Source organism: Christiangramia forsetii KT0803, from assembly GCF_000060345.1.
Classification (GTDB): Bacteria; Bacteroidota; Bacteroidia; order Flavobacteriales; family Flavobacteriaceae; genus Christiangramia; species Christiangramia forsetii.
Map to the genome: position 1 here is coordinate 1,009,907 of NC_008571.1, position 18,612 is coordinate 1,028,518.

At 33.6% G+C, this 18,612-nt stretch carries 19 protein-coding genes; 3 read left to right on the plus strand and 16 right to left on the minus strand.

Going from position 1 to position 18,612, the window contains the following annotated elements; translation table 11 throughout:
* Window positions 1–546 precede the first annotated feature (546 nt).
* The 6 genes from GFO_RS04405 to GFO_RS04430 all read right to left on the minus strand — a co-directional run bounded on the left by GFO_RS04405 (window position 547) and on the right by GFO_RS04430 (window position 3,434).
* A complete protein-coding gene (locus tag GFO_RS04405; protein ID WP_198408247.1) occupies window positions 547–894 on the minus strand; it encodes a helix-hairpin-helix domain-containing protein in 348 nt (115 codons plus the stop codon).
* A 122-nt stretch (window positions 895–1,016) separates the two neighbouring features.
* A complete protein-coding gene (locus GFO_RS04410) occupies window positions 1,017–1,490 on the minus strand; it encodes a VOC family protein (RefSeq protein ID WP_011708835.1) in 474 nt (157 codons plus the stop codon).
* 147 nt (window positions 1,491–1,637) lie between these two features.
* Window positions 1,638–1,937 (minus strand): HigA family addiction module antitoxin, encoded by a 300-nt coding sequence (locus GFO_RS04415; protein WP_011708836.1) that lies wholly within the window; start codon window positions 1,935–1,937, stop codon window positions 1,638–1,640.
* A gap of 18 nt (window positions 1,938–1,955) precedes the next feature.
* On the minus strand, window positions 1,956–2,237 hold the full coding sequence (locus GFO_RS04420; RefSeq protein ID WP_011708837.1) for a type II toxin-antitoxin system RelE/ParE family toxin: 282 nt from the start codon (window positions 2,235–2,237) through the stop codon (window positions 1,956–1,958).
* Window positions 2,238–2,915: 678 nt separating this feature from the next.
* Window positions 2,916–3,215 carry a hypothetical protein gene (locus GFO_RS04425; protein WP_148264593.1) on the minus strand — a complete coding sequence of 100 codons (300 nt, stop codon included), beginning with the start codon at window positions 3,213–3,215 and terminating at the stop codon, window positions 2,916–2,918.
* A gap of 18 nt (window positions 3,216–3,233) precedes the next feature.
* Window positions 3,234–3,434 carry a hypothetical protein gene (locus GFO_RS04430; protein ID WP_041250005.1) on the minus strand — a complete coding sequence of 67 codons (201 nt, stop codon included), beginning with the start codon at window positions 3,432–3,434 and terminating at the stop codon, window positions 3,234–3,236.
* A gap of 230 nt (window positions 3,435–3,664) precedes the next feature.
* Between GFO_RS04430 and GFO_RS04435 the strand changes: the two genes are divergently transcribed.
* Window positions 3,665–4,651: an IS110 family RNA-guided transposase gene (locus GFO_RS04435; RefSeq protein WP_011708766.1), complete on the plus strand. Its 987-nt coding sequence runs from the start codon at window positions 3,665–3,667 to the stop codon at window positions 4,649–4,651.
* Between the two features lie 837 nt (window positions 4,652–5,488).
* Here GFO_RS04435 and GFO_RS04440 read toward each other — a convergent pair.
* From GFO_RS04440 to GFO_RS04485, 10 genes are all read right to left on the minus strand, one after another.
* Window positions 5,489–6,067 carry a YdeI/OmpD-associated family protein gene (locus GFO_RS04440; protein ID WP_011708840.1) on the minus strand — a complete coding sequence of 193 codons (579 nt, stop codon included), beginning with the start codon at window positions 6,065–6,067 and terminating at the stop codon, window positions 5,489–5,491.
* Between the two features lie 188 nt (window positions 6,068–6,255).
* A complete protein-coding gene (locus GFO_RS04445) occupies window positions 6,256–6,555 on the minus strand; it encodes a helix-turn-helix domain-containing protein (RefSeq protein WP_011708841.1) in 300 nt (99 codons plus the stop codon).
* Window positions 6,548–6,886 (minus strand): type II toxin-antitoxin system RelE/ParE family toxin, encoded by a 339-nt coding sequence (locus GFO_RS04450; RefSeq protein ID WP_011708842.1) that lies wholly within the window; start codon window positions 6,884–6,886, stop codon window positions 6,548–6,550. The genes GFO_RS04445 and GFO_RS04450 overlap by 8 nt, the downstream gene beginning before the upstream one ends.
* A gap of 676 nt (window positions 6,887–7,562) precedes the next feature.
* On the minus strand, window positions 7,563–8,237 hold the full coding sequence (locus tag GFO_RS04455; protein ID WP_011708843.1) for a hypothetical protein: 675 nt from the start codon (window positions 8,235–8,237) through the stop codon (window positions 7,563–7,565).
* Window positions 8,238–9,432: 1,195 nt separating this feature from the next.
* Window positions 9,433–9,975 carry a hypothetical protein gene (locus GFO_RS04460; RefSeq protein WP_011708844.1) on the minus strand — a complete coding sequence of 181 codons (543 nt, stop codon included), beginning with the start codon at window positions 9,973–9,975 and terminating at the stop codon, window positions 9,433–9,435.
* Complete coding sequence (locus GFO_RS04465; protein WP_011708845.1) at window positions 9,972–10,574, minus strand: hypothetical protein; 603 nt, start codon at window positions 10,572–10,574, stop codon at window positions 9,972–9,974. The genes GFO_RS04460 and GFO_RS04465 overlap by 4 nt, the downstream gene beginning before the upstream one ends.
* Window positions 10,575–10,742: 168 nt before the next feature.
* Window positions 10,743–11,441, minus strand: coding sequence for a barstar family protein (locus GFO_RS17220; RefSeq protein ID WP_011708846.1), 699 nt, complete (start codon window positions 11,439–11,441; stop codon window positions 10,743–10,745).
* A gap of 1,249 nt (window positions 11,442–12,690) precedes the next feature.
* The gene (xerA, locus tag GFO_RS04475) at window positions 12,691–13,848 is read right to left on the minus strand and encodes a site-specific tyrosine recombinase/integron integrase (protein WP_011708849.1); all 1,158 of its coding nucleotides are present in this window, start codon (window positions 13,846–13,848) and stop codon (window positions 12,691–12,693) included.
* Between the two features lie 84 nt (window positions 13,849–13,932).
* Window positions 13,933–14,661, minus strand: coding sequence for a tellurite resistance TerB family protein (locus GFO_RS17840; RefSeq protein WP_011708850.1), 729 nt, complete (start codon window positions 14,659–14,661; stop codon window positions 13,933–13,935).
* Between the two features lie 370 nt (window positions 14,662–15,031).
* Complete coding sequence (locus GFO_RS04485; protein ID WP_011708851.1) at window positions 15,032–16,414, minus strand: NAD-dependent succinate-semialdehyde dehydrogenase; 1,383 nt, start codon at window positions 16,412–16,414, stop codon at window positions 15,032–15,034.
* Window positions 16,415–16,641: 227 nt separating this feature from the next.
* Between GFO_RS04485 and GFO_RS04490 the strand changes: the two genes are divergently transcribed.
* Both GFO_RS04490 and GFO_RS04495 read left to right on the plus strand, forming a co-directional pair.
* On the plus strand, window positions 16,642–17,274 hold the full coding sequence (locus GFO_RS04490; RefSeq protein ID WP_011708852.1) for a Crp/Fnr family transcriptional regulator: 633 nt from the start codon (window positions 16,642–16,644) through the stop codon (window positions 17,272–17,274).
* 71 nt (window positions 17,275–17,345) lie between these two features.
* Window positions 17,346–18,146, plus strand: a complete 801-nt coding sequence (locus GFO_RS04495; protein ID WP_011708853.1) for a sulfite exporter TauE/SafE family protein — start codon at window positions 17,346–17,348, stop codon at window positions 18,144–18,146.
* Window positions 18,147–18,612 lie beyond the last annotated feature (466 nt).

Sequence of the window (18,612 nt, forward strand, 5' to 3'; positions counted from 1 at the left end):
TTTTGATCTTTTTAGTTCTCTAGTAGCTAATTTGAATTTAAGCACCTACCAAAAGCTTCTAAAGTGTAAACATTCAATTAAACTTTTTTCGTTCTTTAGTTTTTAATTTCTTCGAGACGATTCTTCTTGGATTTTGAAGAGAACCTGGATTTTGTCAATTATCGATTTTCTAAAAGTTCTTTAGCGTAAACTTTCTATTGGACTTTTTTGTTCCTTAGTTTTGCATTTCTTCGAGACCATTTTTCCTGAATTTTGAACTGAAATTGAATTTCGTCACATATCGATTTTCTAAAAGTTCTTTATTCAAGATTTTCTTTAGAATGCTTAAGAATTTGAAATTGTCAGCTTAGGTTTCTTAAGGTTTTTAATAGCTAAAATCGTTTCGGAGCTCTTGTGGGTAACGGTTACGGTTATCGCAAGTTGCGGGAGTAAGGACGCGGATTTGTCGGCTTAGTTGTTTCCATAATTGGTCTCTAAAATAATACTTTTTCCGGCTAAACCCGTTATTTGCGATGAACCGATGTTAGCCACTGGCTGTTCCACTATTTAAAATTCTGTCCAATTCACTTTTGGCCTGTTTTCTGGATAACCAAAATCGGTTCTATATCGTTTTCTTTCATCCGTAAAATCCCACCACTTTTTCGAATAATCCTTATTTTTAGCAAAATTAACTACTAATCTAAATTGGTCTTCTACGCAAGGGTCAATTTTGTATCCTTTCTTTTTTTCATAACGGTCGGTCAATACCGCTCCACTTTCTCCATTCAATTCCTGAACGCTGTAAAAATCTAAAAAAACTAAATCTTTAGCTAATTCAATTCCGATTGACGGTATCCGCTGAAAATCGGCTAAAGCATAAATTTCTTTTGCTCTTAAATCAGAAATATTTAACAATACAGCTAATTCGTCAGAAGCATATTCTAAAATTTCGGATTTCTTTATTTTGTTTTTTCGCAGACCTTTTCTTTCGTTCTTAGAAAGTTCTAATTTTATATTTGTCTTGCTCTTCATAAAGATTATTCAGCTGGTTTGAAATATGGGTTGTATATCAGTCCAATTACATTCCCAAATGGGTCTTTTAGCGTTGCTGTCATCATTTCTCCACCTGGACTATAAGGCTTTTCGTTTTCAGTTGCTCCAATTGATATAAGTCGGTCATAAACTTCTTGAATTTTCTCAACTCCCCAATAAGAAATAACACTTTCTATTTTTTCTCCTTCTGGTCCTTCTTCCGGTTGAAGTCCTAATTCATAACCACCAATATTGAAACCAACATAATACGGTTCATTAAAATAGGCTTTTGTTTCAAATGCTTTTTCGTACCACTCTTTTGCTTTTTTTATGTCCCTCACTTTGTATATTGTAGTTCTTAAACCTAAAATCGATTTTTGTTCCATATCTTTTTCTATTTGGTTTAATTCAGTTTTTTCTTGAGAATAACCGAATTTAACAAATAAAGTTATAATTCCGATCAAAATTATTGTTTGCATTGTATTTTTTTTCAGCTTGTGGCTAACGGTTTCGGTTATCGCCAGTTGGCGGAGTATGGGACGCGGATTTGTCGGCTTAGTATTGGTTCATTGCTCAAGTTAATTATTTTCTTACTAACGGTGCCGCTTATTGGCGATTAACCGTTGTTAGGCTGCGTCATTTTCTAACGGTTTTATGTTATTGAATTCTTTCTCCTTTAAAGATTTTTCTTCTTCTAAATCGTAATCATCTTGTAAACCTAACCAGAATTTAGCAGTTGTTCCAAAATATTTTGAAAGTCGGAGTGCTGTATCTGCAGTTATTCTTCTTTTCTTTTTAATGATTTCACTTATTCTTGTTTGGGGAATAAATGTTTCTTTGGAAAGTCGGTATGCTGTAATTTCCATTGGATCTAAAAACTCTTCTTTTAAGATTTCTCCAGGATGTATGTTTTTAAGTTTTTTCATTTTTCTATTTTTTTAAGTTTAATGGTAGTCAACAATTTGAACCTCAAAAGCATTGTCATTTTCCCATTTAAACATTATTCTCCATTGTTTATTAATTCTAATGCTATGAAAACCTTCTAAGTTTCCACTCAGCTTTTCCAAACGATTAGCTGGAGGAATTCTTAAGTCATTTATATTTTGAGCATTATTTACCATTCTTAATTTTCTTCTAGCTACGTTCTGAATATTAGCAGGAAGCTTTCTTGATTGGGTTCCATTCCAAATTTTGTCAGCTTCTTTGTCTGCAAATGATTTTATCACAAATAAACTTGTTTTACGTTACTAACGTCAAAGATAAGTAAAAAATTAAAAATTAGAAGTTCCAAGCACGATAAAATTATGCTGCCTAACGTTAGCGAATAAGAAGAGTAGGGGCTTCTAAATTTTATTTTAATATTTTTTGAAATATACACATTTCTTTGTTGCCCCTATTCTTCTTATTCGTTGTTACGTGCAGTAGAGCGGCATTTTGCAGAAATGCTGCGAGCGTCGTTCGACGGACCTGACCCTCGGGCCATCCCGCTTCAACCGTTTAGAATTGCGTTTATCCTTAGGATAGGCGACGTTCTGGAACGGGGAGCAAACAGTAGGATGGCTAAAAATGAGTGGAATCCCTAATTTCTTTTATTATTTTTTTCTTCTTCCTTTACAGCGAGTTTGCAGCTATCACTTTAAAAAGCACGCTTTTCTTCGTTAGCCGCAAGCAAACTCGCTAAGATAGCGGTACCACGATTTTTTATTCCTAAGCTTCTTCCTGTTTGCTTGATGCTGAGAGCTCGCCCAGGGCTGGCGAATGGCATGTAACGGTTTCGGTTATCGCCAGTTGGCGGAGTAAGGAACGCGGATTTGTCGGTTTAGTGTTGGTTTGTTGGTCAAGTTAATTATTTTCTTTCTAACGCTACCGTCTATTGGCGATTAACCGTTGTTGGCAACTGGCAATTAGTTGATTAATATTTTCTTTAGTCCGTTTAAAACTAAATATCCCAACAACAAATAAATATATATAAAAATTGAAAAAATAAAAGCTGAAATTGGTGTTGCAATCATTACAATTAAAGTGCCTCTAAAACCATAATATTCTTCTCCGTTGAAGCTTACTGGTTCAACTTCTAAAAAACTTAAGATTGAAAAGAACAAAGCAAATGGTAAAAAACCGAAAAGGAAAGTGACGAATAATCTTTTAAAAGTTGAATTAGGTTTTTCTGTGTACTTCTTAAGGAAGTTTTCTATAGTTTTCATTCTTTCCTCCAATTAATTTTATTTAAAATATCTATAGATTCCTGTTATTCCAGTAATCATAAATATTGCAGCTCCGGTTATTATTTCAATCTTATAAGATTTTCTCATATAGTCTTTTTTATCTATTTGAAGCCAATCTTTAATTTCAATATAAAGCAATATAAATGATAAAATTAAACAAAGTATTCCGAGAATCAATTCATATTCTTTATTACTCATTTTTTCTTTGCTTGTTGCCAACGGTCTCCTTTACTTCGCTTATTAATAAATATACCTTTGAATTGAAGAAGGAGGAGAACTAAAACGGTCTCTAGATTACAGATCCAATATCCGTAAGAGTCCTCCATTCTTCATATGGGTAGCAAGAACCATTTGGAATACCAGGTCTATTTATGGACCCGTTAAAGGAGTTAGTTAATGCGCCCTTCAAATAATAATTTTTTAAAAATATGAAAAATTACCAAGAAGTAATCGGAATTGATGTTTCAAAAAGCAAGTTAGATGCTTATGGGCACAATCGTGGTTCCCACCGTGAATTCAGTAATGATGTGTTAGGTTATAAAGCCTTGCTTAAATGGGCTAACGGTAAGAAACAAAAAGTGTTTTTCTGTTTTGAAAATACCGGTCATTATTCGTTAAAGTTAGCATTGTATTTATCTTCAAAGAAGCAGGTATATGTGCAAGAAAACCCTGTAGTAATCAAACGCTCTTCCGGAGTGATCAGAGAGAAGAATGATGTGGTAGATGCGATGATGATCGCCCGGTATGGCTGGCTTCATCGCGAGGAACTTTCTCCAAGTGAATTGAAAGATAATGAACTATTGGAAGTAGGCAGATTGCTGGCTTTACGGGATCAGCTGGTCCGTAGTCGTACGGGTTTAAAAAACACACACTCAGAGTTAAAGAAATTGCTAAACAGCAGTTCAACGGACACCTGTTGCAAGACGCTCGTAAGCTCTATTACCCATCTAACATCTCAAATAAATAAAATTGAGAAGCAACTAAAAACCGTTATAAAGGACTCTGAACACTTATCACAGAATTATAAGCTAGTGACCTCTTTAAAAGGTGTAGGCCTGATAGTAGGTGCCCAATTGCTGTATCATACTAATAACTTTAAACGTTTTCAGACCTGGAGACAATTCTCCAGTTATTGCGGAACGGCTCCCTTTGGTCATAGTTCGGGAAGTAGTATTCATAAAAAGCGAAAATGCCACCCGATGGGAGATCGCCAAATGAAGAGCCTGCTTAGCATGGCGGCCTGTACAGCCATTCAATATGACAGTGAATTACGGCAGTATTATAAAAAAAAGCGAGAAGAAGGTAAACTTAAGATGATTGCGCTGAACAATGTTCGTAACAAGCTTTTATCCAGGGTGTTTGCGGTAGTAAAAAGAAGAACCCCATATGTGGAACTACACAAATTTGCTGCCTGAGAAATAATAGAAAAAGCTTTGATTTAACCTTGGAATACGTATATTCGTCAGTTGTGGTGGTTGGTACGCGGATTAGTCCGCTACAATTACACTTTCCTGGTCTCTAAAAATACACTTTTATTTGTATTGCCACAATTGCGAATATGCGATGTTGTAAACTGGAAAAACTCCAGCATTATTGTTTTGACAACCTAAACAAATTTTTTCGATTTTCGTTTTTATCTGCCATTTCCTTCAAATTTTTACTTGTTTAGAAGTTATTTTTTCAGAACTATTTGAAAATAATCTTTTTCATTATTTGCAACCTTCAGAGCTAAGTAGGAGTTGGTTTTATAAGGCATATTTTTCTTATTTTATTTTTTTAAAGTTGTTTTCTTAAGCTCAACTTTTCTTAAAAATAGTCGGCGTTATTTTTGTCGATTATCGAGAATCTATTTTTTTCTTAATCGTGAAGAAAAATCATCATTTTGAAATAGTCTGTTTTTTTTGTCATTTATCGATAAACTTTAAATGAAAGTATTTTTATTTTTTGTGAATCGGAGCAGAATCTTTTTATTAAAATTATATCCAGAAAAACAGTCGCTTATTTTGCCAATTTTCAGTTTTTTCTTTTCTTCCGGTTACTTTTTTCTTTTCTTCTTTGTAAAAATCTCTCAGTTTTTCTTGTTTACAACGGTTACGGTTATGGACAAGTAGCGGGAATAAGTATGCGTATTTGTCGGCTTAACGTATATTTCTTGGTTTTCTAAATTACACTTTTTTCGGCAAAACCCGCTATTTGCTATAACCGATGTTGGCAGCTGGGCTTAGTGGTGCTATCTCTACTACTAATTTATATTAATCGTTCAAACCCAATCCAATAAGAATTTTTTCCTTGTATTTTTCTATTCTTTTTGATCTTGTACTAGATTGTTTTGCACCAGAAAAATATAAAAGATAACCTCGTTGTCTTCCTGGAGTTAATAATTTGAAAGCTTTTTCTAAATCTCTATTTTTATCTAATTCTATTTTAAATTCATTTGGTATTTCAAATTCTGAAGTTTTTTTCATTTTTACTTCTAAACCTTGTTTTTCAACCTCAATAGCTTCAAAAATGTATTTTTTTAAGGTATTTTCAATTTGTTTTATTTCTTCAATATTTGTAAATCGAATTTGACGAGCAGCTTGTACATTTTTAGTTTGTTGAACTAAGATATTGTTTGTGTCATTAAGTAAAACACCTTTATGAAAAAGTAAAGCACAATAGTCTTTAAACCCGTGAATAAGAACAATATTATTACCTTGAAATGTGTAGCAGGGTTTTCCCCATTTAAATTCTTCTTTTAATCCAGTTTTTAAAAGGATCATTCTCAAAAAAGTATATTCTTTCTTCCATTTTTTACTTTCTTCGAAAAAAGATTCAATACTTTTTTTCATTTATTTTGATTTTGTTCTTTAATAGATTTCCTGTTGCCTTGCTGCCAACGGTCCCGGTTATCGCAAGTTGCGGGAGTAGGGACGCGGATTTGTCGGCTTAACCATTTTCTTTCCTGGTATCCAAAATTACACTTTTTCGGCAATACCCGTTATTTGCGATGAACCGTTGTTGCCTGCTGTACTTTACCTTATCCAATTGAAATGTTTAATTCTTTTCCAAGTCCGATCTCAATTAGTTTTTGATAAGTGGTAATTTGAATATCACTCAATCCACGTTCAATTCTTGAAATATAACTTTTCTTTGTACCGGTACGTTCCGCAAGTTGTTCTTGTGTTAATTGAGCTGATTTTCTTGCTTCTTTTAGCATTATTCCAAGTCGAAATGAAAGAGAATCCGCATCGTATTTTTCTCTTTTTTCTGTTCCTTTTTTGCCATATTTAGCAACAAGTAAATCCTCAAATTTTGTTACATTTTTCATCTCAGCCATTTTTTTCTTTTAAATATTCTTTCTTTAGTTTCTCAGCAAGTTTAATTTCTTTTCTAGGGGTTTTTTGAGTTTTCTTAATAAAGCTATTTGTCAATACTACTAAATTCCCCTTGTCCTGAAAACCTAAGATTCTAATACTTTTAAATGTTGTTATAACTATTACTTCATAAATTCCGTCCGTATTTTTCAATAATTTATAGAACTTCTTTGGAACTCGTTTTTCATATCGTACCAGATCCAAAACATATTCAATTTTTCGTTGAATTTTATCGTCTTGGGAATTATAGAAATCAACAAAATTTCTTTTGTAACTTATTATTTCTCTTATCACGAAACAAAGTTAACTAATTAGTTTACATTTTGGAAGTTTTTGGATTATAAATTGTAGCAAAATTTTTCTAAAGTATTGCAGGCAACGTTAGCGAATAAGAAGAGTAGGGGCTTCTAAATTTTATTTTAATATTTTTTGAAATATACACATTTCTTTGTTGCCCCTATTCTTCTTATTCGTTGTTACGTGCAGTAGAGCGGCATTTTGCAGAAATGCTGCGAGCGTCGTTCGACGGACCTGACCCTCGGGCCATCCCGCTTCAACCGTTTAGAATTGCGTTTATCCTTAGGATAGGCGACGTTCTGGAACGGGGAGCAAACAGTAGGATGGCTAAAAATGAGTGGAATCCCTAATTTCTTTTATTATTTTTTTCTTCTTCCTTTACAGCGAGTTTGCAGCTATCACTTTAAAAAGCACGCTTTTCTTCGTTAGCCGCAAGCAAACTCGCTAAGATAGCGGTACCACGATTTTTTATTCCTAAGCTTCTTCCTGTTTGCTTGATGCTGAGAGCTCGCCCAGGGCTGGCGAATGGCATGTAACGGTCTTGGTTAAGACAAGTGGCGTGGAGTAGGGACGCGTTCTTGTCGGCTTTGTAGTTTTTTACTTGGTCTCTAAAATAGCACTTTTCACTAGATTGCCCGCTATTTGCGCTTAACCGATGTTGTGTGTAGTTTTATTAAATTTTTTCTAATATCCAACTAGCTCCATTTTTATCTGTAGAAACTAAATTCAGATAACTATTATCTAACTCCTTAATTAAAAATTTCTGTTTAAAAGGATAGACTTTTTCATATTTCGTTGTAGAAAGATATATGTCAATAGTTGAACTATATCCTAATAACGGTTCAAGATCTATTTTTATATCATGTCTTCCTAGGGAAGAAATAACAAAAGATTTTAACTGATCATTATATAAACTAAATTCGATATTTGAATTAATTGGTAATGCTAAAAAGTAATCTTTCTCATCTTTAAAATGGAGTATGGCATCTTCGTTTCTTTTTCCATCTCGATCGTGAATATTTATAAATAAATTAGTCAATAAATCATGAGAAATGTTATTCTGTTTTATCTTTTCTTTCTTTTGAATTAAAACCTCTTTCATTTTAGATTCGTGATAATTAAGAATTAAAGTATCACCTTTAAATGAATAATCCCCAATACTTTTCGTTGATATTCCGAGATTTTCAATTGTAATATCTTCAAAAGTTGAATCAATATTAAACGTTACTATATAACTTTCTTCTCCACCACTAAATTTATCTTTCCGTTGATATTTCCCTGAAATGTTTTGGGAAAAAGCTGTAATACCTATGAGAAAAATTGAACTGAGTAATAAATTTTTAATCATTTTTGTTTATTATTTTCTTAGCAGAATTTCGCTATAAAATTACACACAACGTTAGCGAATAAGAAGAGTAGGGGCTTCTAAATTTTATTTTAATATTTTTTGAAATATACACATTTCTTTGTTGCCCCTATTCTTCTTATTCGTTGTTACGTGCAGTAGAGCGGCATTTTGCAGAAATGCTGCGAGCGTCGTTCGACGGACCTGACCCTCGGGCCATCCCGCTTCAACCGTTTAGAATTGCGTTTATCCTTAGGATAGGCGACGTTCTGGAACGGGGAGCAAACAGTAGGATGGCTAAAAATGAGTGGAATCCCTAATTTCTTTTATTATTTTTTTCTTCTTCCTTTACAGCGAGTTTGCAGCTATCACTTTAAAAAGCACGCTTTTCTTCGTTAGCCGCAAGCAAACTCGCTAAGATAGCGGTACCACGATTTTTTATTCCTAAGCTTCTTCCTGTTTGCTTGATGCTGAGAGCTCGCCCAGGGCTGGCGAATGGCATGTAACGGTTTGCGGTTATCGCAAGTTGCGGGAGTAGGGACGCGAACTTGTCGGATTAGATATTTTTATAATTGGTCTCTAAAATAACCATTTTTATCAAACTACCCGTTATTTGCGATGAACCGCTGTTACATGCTGTTGCGACACAGCCGAGTAAGAACTCCAGATATGCCGCCGTCGGGAATACATATTTTTTTTAAAAAATAATCTTTCTCATTTATTACAATTATTGCGACCGAGTAAGTGTTCGTTCTTTAGTTCTAAGCTTTCTTTTGATCCTTTTAGTTCTTAGTAGCTAATTTGAATTTGAGCACCTACCAAAACTTCTTTAGTGTAAACATGCAATTAGACTTTTTTATTCTTTAGTTATTTAATTTTTTCTGAAGGATTTTCCTTGAATTTTGAAGCGAACCTGGATTTTGTCAATTATCGATTCATTAAAGAATCTTTGTTATAATTTCTTTAGCAGGCTTATGAATTTAAATTTGTCAGCTTAGATTTTTAAAGTTCTTAGTAGCTAAAATCGTTTCGGAGCAATTGCATGTAACGGTCTCGGTTATCGCAAGTTGCGGGAGTTGGGACGCGGATTTGTCGGCTTAGTTTTATCCATAATTGGTCTCTAAAATAACAATTTTCAGCAAACTACCCGTTATTTGCGATGAACCGTTGTTCTACGCAGTTTTGTTCCAATAAAATTCTATTGAAGTACGACATCTACTCCGTAAATATTGTTTTTATTTTCTGGGAATAGCTTTCTCATAGTTAGATAATAATCCTCTAAGAATCTATTTAAGTCAACTAATCCGTCTGTGAAATATTCAATTTTTTGATCTTTATATTTTAATTGAAGTTGTGGGTAATCAGCACTATCTTTTTTTATTCTGTTTTTGTTCCTTTTTAAAAACTTTTCAATTTTCCAGGTAGTATCAGAAATAGCAATATTTCTTTCGTAAACTTTCATCCATTCTGAATTGTCTGAATATGATAATTCTTTAAATCTACTTTTTATTTTAATTGAGTCCGAAAATTTTGTGATCTGTATTTTCTCATAACCTTGATAAGTACAAACAGAATGATCAAACCAAATTTCGAGTGTATCAACTTCTTCCATTTTAGATTTAAAGTCTTTAAAATCTGATTTCAAATCAAATTTTGAAAGATTCTTTTCTGATACTTTTTCTTGACTCTTATTACAAGAAATAAGAATTAGAACCAGAATTATGTACTTAAATTTTTTCACTTAGTTTCTATTTCAATAATACCATTTTTTGCTGCAAAACCGTATGTTTCTTGATTCAATTTTTGTTTTATAAAAGAAATAAATTCTATATCTGAAAGTTTTAAACCGTCTATTATTTTCTTTTTTTCATATGGACTCCAAATCAGTTTTTGATCAATTATAAAAACTGGACATTCACTACATTTATAATCTCTATTACTTAAATCCGGAACCTTTTCTTTTAAAAGATTCTTAGTTTTAATCAAAATTTCTTTTTTCTCAATATCCTTTTGATTTTTTAATCTTAAAACTGCTATTAAATCACAAGGTTTATGTATCCATGTATTTTGTTCGTTTTTCTTAAAAAAGGTTATTGTTCCAAAGTCAGATTTCTTAAATGTCGCTAAAGTAGAATCAATATTTTCATTATCATAGGGAACTCCATCAATAATATATAGATCACAAAAATTATTTTCTACCAAATTGTAACCATATTTCCATTCAGCTATTTCTTTAATTTCATTTTTTTTATAGGATGATTTGTTAGAATCAATATTTTTTCTCTGGGTTCCGCAACTCAGAAAAGTCAGAATAATAATTATTGAGTTAAAATTTTTCATCAAAATTGCGTAGAACGGTCTCGGTTATCGCCAGTTGGCGGAGTAAGGAACGCGGATTTGTCAGCTTAGTATTGGTTTGTTGGTCAAGTTAATTATTTTCTTTCTAACGGTGCCGCTTATTGGCGATGAACCGTTGTTGTGAGCCGTTTTGCTGCTGCATGTTTTTAGTTATTCTAAATCTAAAATTACCCTGTTCTTTTCCCCTTGATCAATTTTTCTTGTATTTACAAATTCTGAACATTCTATCAAGCTGTTAAAAATTTCAGGATTTTTATTCTTTAAACTTCGGCTGTTTTTTATTCTAATTACGACATCTGAATTTTCAGATATTTCATCGATGCAGTCAATCCAAGCATCCATATTTTTGCCATAATAATTTGGAAATTTTAGCTTATTTTTAAACTCCTTATGGAATGATTTCCAATCCACAATATTATAGGCGTCAATTTGAAATTTATTTTCTAATTTCTTTTCGCGAATTAAATCCTCTAATTTTTTTACTTTTTCATAATTTATTTCTTCTGAAGAATTATTGCTACTTGTTAAGTTTTTGATTCCTCGATAAATGGGCAAAATAATCTTCTCAAATTTTCCAGATTTTGAAAATATAGAACCACCCTTCTTCGGACAAAAAATTTCCAAATTATATTGATTTTTATGTTTTTTCAAAACCAATATAAATTCTTCTGGTTCTAAGTTAAATCTGGTTGATGTTTCAAGGCCATTTATAGTAAGTATCAAGTTTTCACAGAGAATGGTTATTGGGTTTTCAGGAATACCAGAAGCATATAATTCCCATTGAAAACTTTCATCTTCAATTTTTATCGAATACCAATTATTTTCGGGTTTAGATATTTTAAATTTCATTCACGAAAACTTTCTTGCAAAATTGCTCACAACGGCTCCGGTTATCGCAAGTTGCGGGAATAGGAACGCGAACTTGTCGGATTAGTTATTTTTATAATTGGTCTCTAAAATAGCAATTTTCAGCCAACTACCCGTTATTTGCGATTAACCGTTGTTACACACTGTGGCGACACAGCCGAGTGAGAACCAAAGATATGCCGATCTCGGGAATACACATTATTTTTAAAAAAATCTATCTCATTTTTTACAATTATTGCGCCCGAGTGAGTTGCTGTTATTTTGTTCTAAATATTCTTTTAATCTTTTTTGTTTTTATTTGCGAATTTGATTTTGAGCACATACAAAAAAGGTTCTTTTTGTAAAATTTCTACCGCACTTTTTAGTTGTTTAGGCAAATTTTTATTCGAAGTTAATTTTTAAAGAATTTTGAATAGAACCTGGATCTTGTCAATTATCGATTTTCTAAAAATTCCTTGTTTAATAGATTACTTTGGATTTTAAAATTGTCAGCTTAGAACTTTCAAGATTTTTAGTAGCTAATTTGTTTTTTTGCAAAAAGTAAAAGCTTCTTTAGTTTGAACTCTTTTTTGAGATTTTTTTGGTTCTTTAGCTTTGAATTCTTGCCAAATTATTTTCTGAACTTTTGATATTATACGGTATTTTATCAATTACCTATTTCCTGATTTTCTTTATTAAGATTTGATCTTATCAGCTTAGATTTTCATAGTTTATAGTAGCTACAACTGTTTCGGAGCCATTGTGTGTAACGTTAGCGAATAAGAAGAGTAGGGGCTTCTAAATTTTATTTTAATATTTTTTGAAATATACACATTTCTTTGTTGCCCCTATTCTTCTTATTCGTTGTTACGTGCAGTAGAGCGGCATTTTGCAGAAATGCTGCGAGCGTCGTTCGACGGACCTGACCCTCGGGCCATCCCGCTTCAACCGTTTAGAATTGCGTTTATCCTTAGGATAGGCGACGTTCTGGAACGGGGAGCAAACAGTAGGATGGCTAAAAATGAGTGGAATCCCTAATTTCTTTTATTATTTTTTTCTTCTTCCTTTACAGCGAGTTTGCAGCTATCACTTTAAAAAGCACGCTTTTCTTCGTTAGCCGCAAGCAAACTCGCTAAGATAGCGGTACCACGATTTTTTATTCCTAAGCTTCTTCCTGTTTGCTTGATGCTGAGAGCTCGCCCAGGGCTGGCGAATGGCATGTAACTCGTTATATCAAACCAAATATAGTTATTTATCCGAGTATGTTTCGGGATAAACGCAGGTTTGACTCTCCTTTATCGTGTCGCTTTAAAATCGCCTTGATACTCGCATCTAACGGACTCTGTATTTTCATTAGATCTTTTTTGGCTACATGAGTATAGATCATAGTAGTTTCCGGTTTGGAATGTCCAAGCAGTTCCTGTATATATCTAAGATCGGTTCCGTTTTCTAACATGTGGGTAGCAAAACTGTGTCTCAGGGTATGTGGAGTTACCTTTTTGCTGATTTTCGCCCTGCGACAGGAATCTTTAAGAAAACTTCTAATTGCAGAACTGGAATATTTCTTATTATCATAGCCTTCTGTGAAATAACGCTTAGGCTCATAAGTTTGCAGATAATTATACAAAAGCGGTAAAAAACTTTCTGCCAGCATCACATATCGGTCTTTTCTTCCTTTCGCCTGCTTAATCAAAATCTGTTTTCGGTCAATATCAATATCTTTCAAATGAAGATTTATCAGTTCTCCCACTCTCAGACCAGAAGAATAGATCAATGCGAGTATACAGCGATGCTTTAAATTTCTTGTAAGTCTAAGTAAATCTATGATCTCTTCTTTGCTTAGAACAGTTGGGAGGAATCTGCTTTTCTTAGGCCTTACTAATTCCGAAATCTCAAATTCAGCCTGATCGCTAAATTCAAAATAATGCTTTAAGGCACTTATACATTGCCTATGAGAACTTATAGAATATGATTTTAAAGCTATTTCCGCCTCCATAAATCGGGAAACATCATTCTGGGAAAAAGTAGTTTTATAATTGTGAAATTTTAAAAACTTTTCAGTAAAAGTACAGTACGTCTTTATAGTACTCTGGCTATATCTTAAACCTTTCATGTATACTCTGTAAGCATTTATGGGGGAGGGAAGGCGATTGTTTGGAATTGACGTTGATGAAAGTTTTGAAAAATCTATTAGGGAATCATCGATCGCTACATCTGAACCTTTAAAATGTACTAAAAGTTTATTCAGTAAAGTACGTTCTGCCGGAATATAAAAACAGCGATTCGTATCAGACCATTTGACCTCCTGCATCAATTTTAGTTTTGATTTCACGTTTTCATCATATCGAAAATCGATACCTATATTTACATGTTTGTCACGCAAGAACAAAAAAAGATTTAATTTTTTCATAGAAAGAAATAAACCATAAATTTAGCTAAAAATCAGATAGATAGACATAAAATGTTTGACTCATTTGAGGGAGAGAATGCTTGCTTATTTTAGATATTCTACATCTATATTTTCATTGTGGTGATGAATAATGATCTTTTCCACTTCCGTATGGTTATGAAATATACTAATGCTGTAATTTGAATGTTTCTCACCTTTAATATTCAGATCATCGTAACCTCGTAAAAGTACTTTGTTATTGCTTATCTGTACAACTTCCATTTGCTTAGGAGACATTTCTACTTTCTTACCCCATAGAAAACTCATCCCATTAATAAAAAAGCTAGTAACGGAATAACCTTTTTTCCCCTCAATATTAGGCTCTATCTTAATAGCTCTTTTTTCTCCGGAATAAGATTCTGATATATTCTGATCTTTCGAATGAATATAGTGGCGGGAAGATTTAAAATATATATCTGAAATATCAAATACTGAAAGTGTATTCCCGGATTTTTCAATTTTGATTCCGGCATTCTCAAATACAGTGAATAATACTTTGATCTCTTCCTTATCCATTTCTCCATCAGCGTAAGCCATTTCGTGCAATATAATAGCCAGGGAATGCTTTTTAGCTGTGCCCATATTTTCGAGGATCCCGTTTGCCTGTTTCACGTTGAATTTACGCGCCTCTTCCACAAAATCTGAATCGAAGTTTAGAAGTTCCATGAGTTGACCCAGGTATGCCATTTCTGCATTTGCAACTTTGTTATCGGCAAGGATCACTCTATCAATAGCCTTTACAATCGCTAATTTTTCGGCAAGGTTAAATTCCATTGATATTTTTCAGTTATAAATAAATCAATTAAATATACTGAAAATCAATAAATTAAGATCTTTTGTTCGTGTGTTTTGTTTGAGTTATGAAATGAAATTATAGAGGGTATTAGATAGTTTCATATTCAAATATTTATTAGACCTGTGCATGGCAGGGGGAGTGAAGTCAAAACCTAAATCTACTTGACCAATAGTTCTCGACTGAGGTCGAACTGATAGTTGGCTAATTTTTAAGGCCTTCTAAATCAGTTTTTTATAAATTTAAAATTATACGCACTTAACAACTGATCTCTACGTTATTAACTTCATTTTTGAATATAAAAAAACCGGAACATTTTGTTCCGGTTGGGATATTCTTATTTAAGGCGTACTAAGCTAGCATAATGGCTTTTACATTTACAAACTCATGTAAACCAAATCCGCCGTGCTCTCTGCCGTAACCAGAATCTTTCACCCCTCCAAAAGGCATATTAGGCTTGGCTAATCCAAAGGAATTGATAAACACCATTCCGGTATCAAAATGATATTTAGCAAGTTCCCTTGCTTTTTCTTCATCCTTAGAGAAAATTCCACCACCAAGGCCAAATCTACTGCTGTTTGCAATATCCATAGCATCTTTGGCATCTTTAGCTTTAATTAAAGAAGCTACGGGGCCAAATAGTTCATCATCGTAAGCCGGCATTCCGGGTTTAAGTTCATCGAGAATGGTTGCCGGATAAAAGAACCCATCACCATCTGGTTTTTTACCCCCACATAGAATTTTAGCTCCTTTTTTCACACTTTCTTCAACCTGTTCATGCAATTCATCTCTAAGATCTTTTCGCGCCATTGGGCCAATATCACTATCTTCTTTGGTAGGATCACCAGCTTTTATCTGTGACATTTGCTCTACAAAGGCTTCTTTAAATTTATCGTAAACTTTATCTACTACAATAAAACGTTTTGCAGCAACACAGGTTTCTCCATTATTATATAATCTTCCCTCAACGCAGGTTTTTACGGCTAAATCTATATCGGCATCTTCCAAGACGATATAAGCATCATTACTACCCAGTTCAAGTACCGTTTTCTTTAGATTTTCACCAGCCTTTTTTCCAATGATCTTACCCGCATCAGGACTTCCTGTAAGGGTAACACCACGTACCAGTTTATTTTCTATTACCGAATCACTTTGGTCATGTGAAATAAGTAATACTTTGAAAAGATTTTCAGGAAGCCCGGCTTCAATATAAATTTTTTCAAGTAAGAGTGCACTTCCAGTTACATTTTCAGCATGCTTTAAAAGAACTCCATTTCCAGCCATTAAATTTGCAATGGAATAACGAACTACCTGGTAAGCTGGGAAATTCCAGGGTTGTATTCCGTAGATAACTCCTATAGGAGAATAGCTTATATAACCTTTACCACCTTCCGGCAATTCGCGCTCCTCATCTTTTAAGCTTTCCGGGCCATTCTTAGCGGTATAATCACAAATTCCTGAACATAATTCAACTTCCTGCTCCCCTTGCTTTAAAAGCTTCCCCATTTCACTGGTCATAAGTTTTACAAGCTCATCTTTATGCTCGTCCAACTTTTTCCCAATATTAGCAATTACTTTTCCACGCTCTTCCGCAGATTTATTTTTCCATTCTAGAAATGCTTCATGGCAGGCTTTAACTGCTGAATTCATCTCATCATTCGTCATGGTCTTATACTCCTTAAGCGTTTTACCGGTGGTTGGATCTATTGTTTTCATCATTTTTTCTTCTGACATAATTTTTCTTTTAATTAGCAATATTTTTCTTCGAATAAAGATAGACAGAATACAAGCCCTTATATAATAATGGCTTGTTAAACAAAGCTTGAAAATGATTGATTCTAATTAAAGTTTTCGTAAAATTCTGAATCCTTAGTTGTAGGACGAATCTTATTAATCCTACCATACCGCTAGGTTTTCTTCTTGATTTTTCTTCCTAATTTTACTGTTCAAAATAAGGAGCCATGCGTACTGAACTGGAAGAGGCCTACGGATTTCTCTTCGATAAAGAATTGATTAACGAGATCGCTGAAAGTGGTACTATTAAAAAGGCGGCTGCGGGTGTGAGGATTATTGAAATTGGAGATTATGTCACGGTAATGCCTCTACTGTTGGATGGAGCTATCAAAATACTTAGGGAAGATAATGACGGTAACGAACTATTAATTTATTTTCTCGAACGTGGTGATACCTGTGCAATGACTCTTAATTGCTGTTTGGGACGAACTAAAAGCGAAATACGCGCAGTAGCAGAGAATGACACTACTCTTATTATGATTCCAATTTCTAAAATGGAGGAGTGGACCGCAAAATATAAATCCTGGCGAAATTTTGTTTTTGAATCGTATCATACTAGACTTTCGGAAATGCTTGATACCATTGATACTATTGCGTTTTTAAATATGGATGAAAGACTGATGAGATATCTTCGGGACAAAGGAAAAGTGAATTCGAATGAAATCATCCAGAGTACGCATCAGGAAATTGCTTACGATCTCAATACTTCCCGTGTGGTGGTTTCCAGGTTGCTTAAAAAGCTTGAAAATGAAGGAAAGATATCTCTAAAACGTAATAATATAACGGTCATAGATCTTTAAAACATCTCTGTAACACTTGTTACTGTGGGCATTTATACAACGAGATACTTTTGCTCCAAATAAATATTGAAATGGATATACTGGAAATTCTGGGTTATTTTGGAGCATTACTTATAGGAGTCGTTTTAGGATTAATTGGCGGCGGAGGCTCTATACTTACAGTTCCGGTACTGGTATATCTTATGGCAATTAATCCTGTTACTGCAACGGCCTATTCTTTGTTCGTAGTGGGGTCTTCTTCACTGGTAGGAGCTATCAGAAATATCCCTAAGAAACTTATAGACTTTAGAACGGCCATCGTTTTTGCAATTCCTGCTTTTATTGCGGTTTATCTAACCAGAAAATTTTTGGTGCCGGCGATACCTGAAGAGATTTTTTCCATTTTCGGTTTAATGATCACCAAAAATATTGGGATCATGTTATTCTTTGCGATTATTATGGTGATTGCTTCCATATCGATGATTAGCGAAAAAGAAAGTACTCAGAATACCGAAGAGGATAAAGTAAGCTATAACTATCCTTTAATAATTATCGAGGGTTTGGTGGTAGGTTTGCTTACTGGAATTGTTGGAGCAGGTGGCGGATTTCTTATTATTCCCGCTTTGGTTATTCTTGCAAAACTACCAATGAAAAAAGCTGTGGCTACTTCTCTTATGATCATAGCTGTAAAATCACTTATTGGCTTTATTGGTGATGTTGAAAATATAGAAATCGACTGGAAATTCTTATTGATCTTTACAGGGATATCTATAGGTGGTATCTGGCTTGGTGTTTATCTAAATAACTTTATAAATGGTAAGAAACTTAAAAAAGGTTTCGGCTGGTTTGTCCTGCTTATGGGTATTTATATTATTTGGAGTGAATTATTCTAAAAGTAGGGAGCACAGTTAATTTTTGTGATCATAAAGCCACTAAGATTCAGGTATTTAGTGTATTTTTATGATTAGCGGAAATTAATAAATTTCCAATCCCCCCTGGTATTTAAAAATAGTGTTCTGCTTTAGTTACACTTATTATAAAAGTTCATTTATAAATTTTTATCCGGATTTCTGAGCAATGTTTTTCAGGAGTGATGGTTGGGGGGAAACAAATGCACGTAAACTCTGCGTTGCAACCGCATAAACCTTATCCTCAATAGAAGCTGAAAGTATTTTGGGTTATGGCTTCGTTTAGAATGGTTATACCGCTCAGTTATCCGGATATTTATTAACGTTTTATTCAATATTTTTCTATTAATCTCCAGTTCTTAATATTTCAAAATCTTTGAAATTAATCATGGGTGAATGGAACCAAAACTCTAATTTTCCTTAAATTTATAAGCCGAAAGAACAGTGTGAT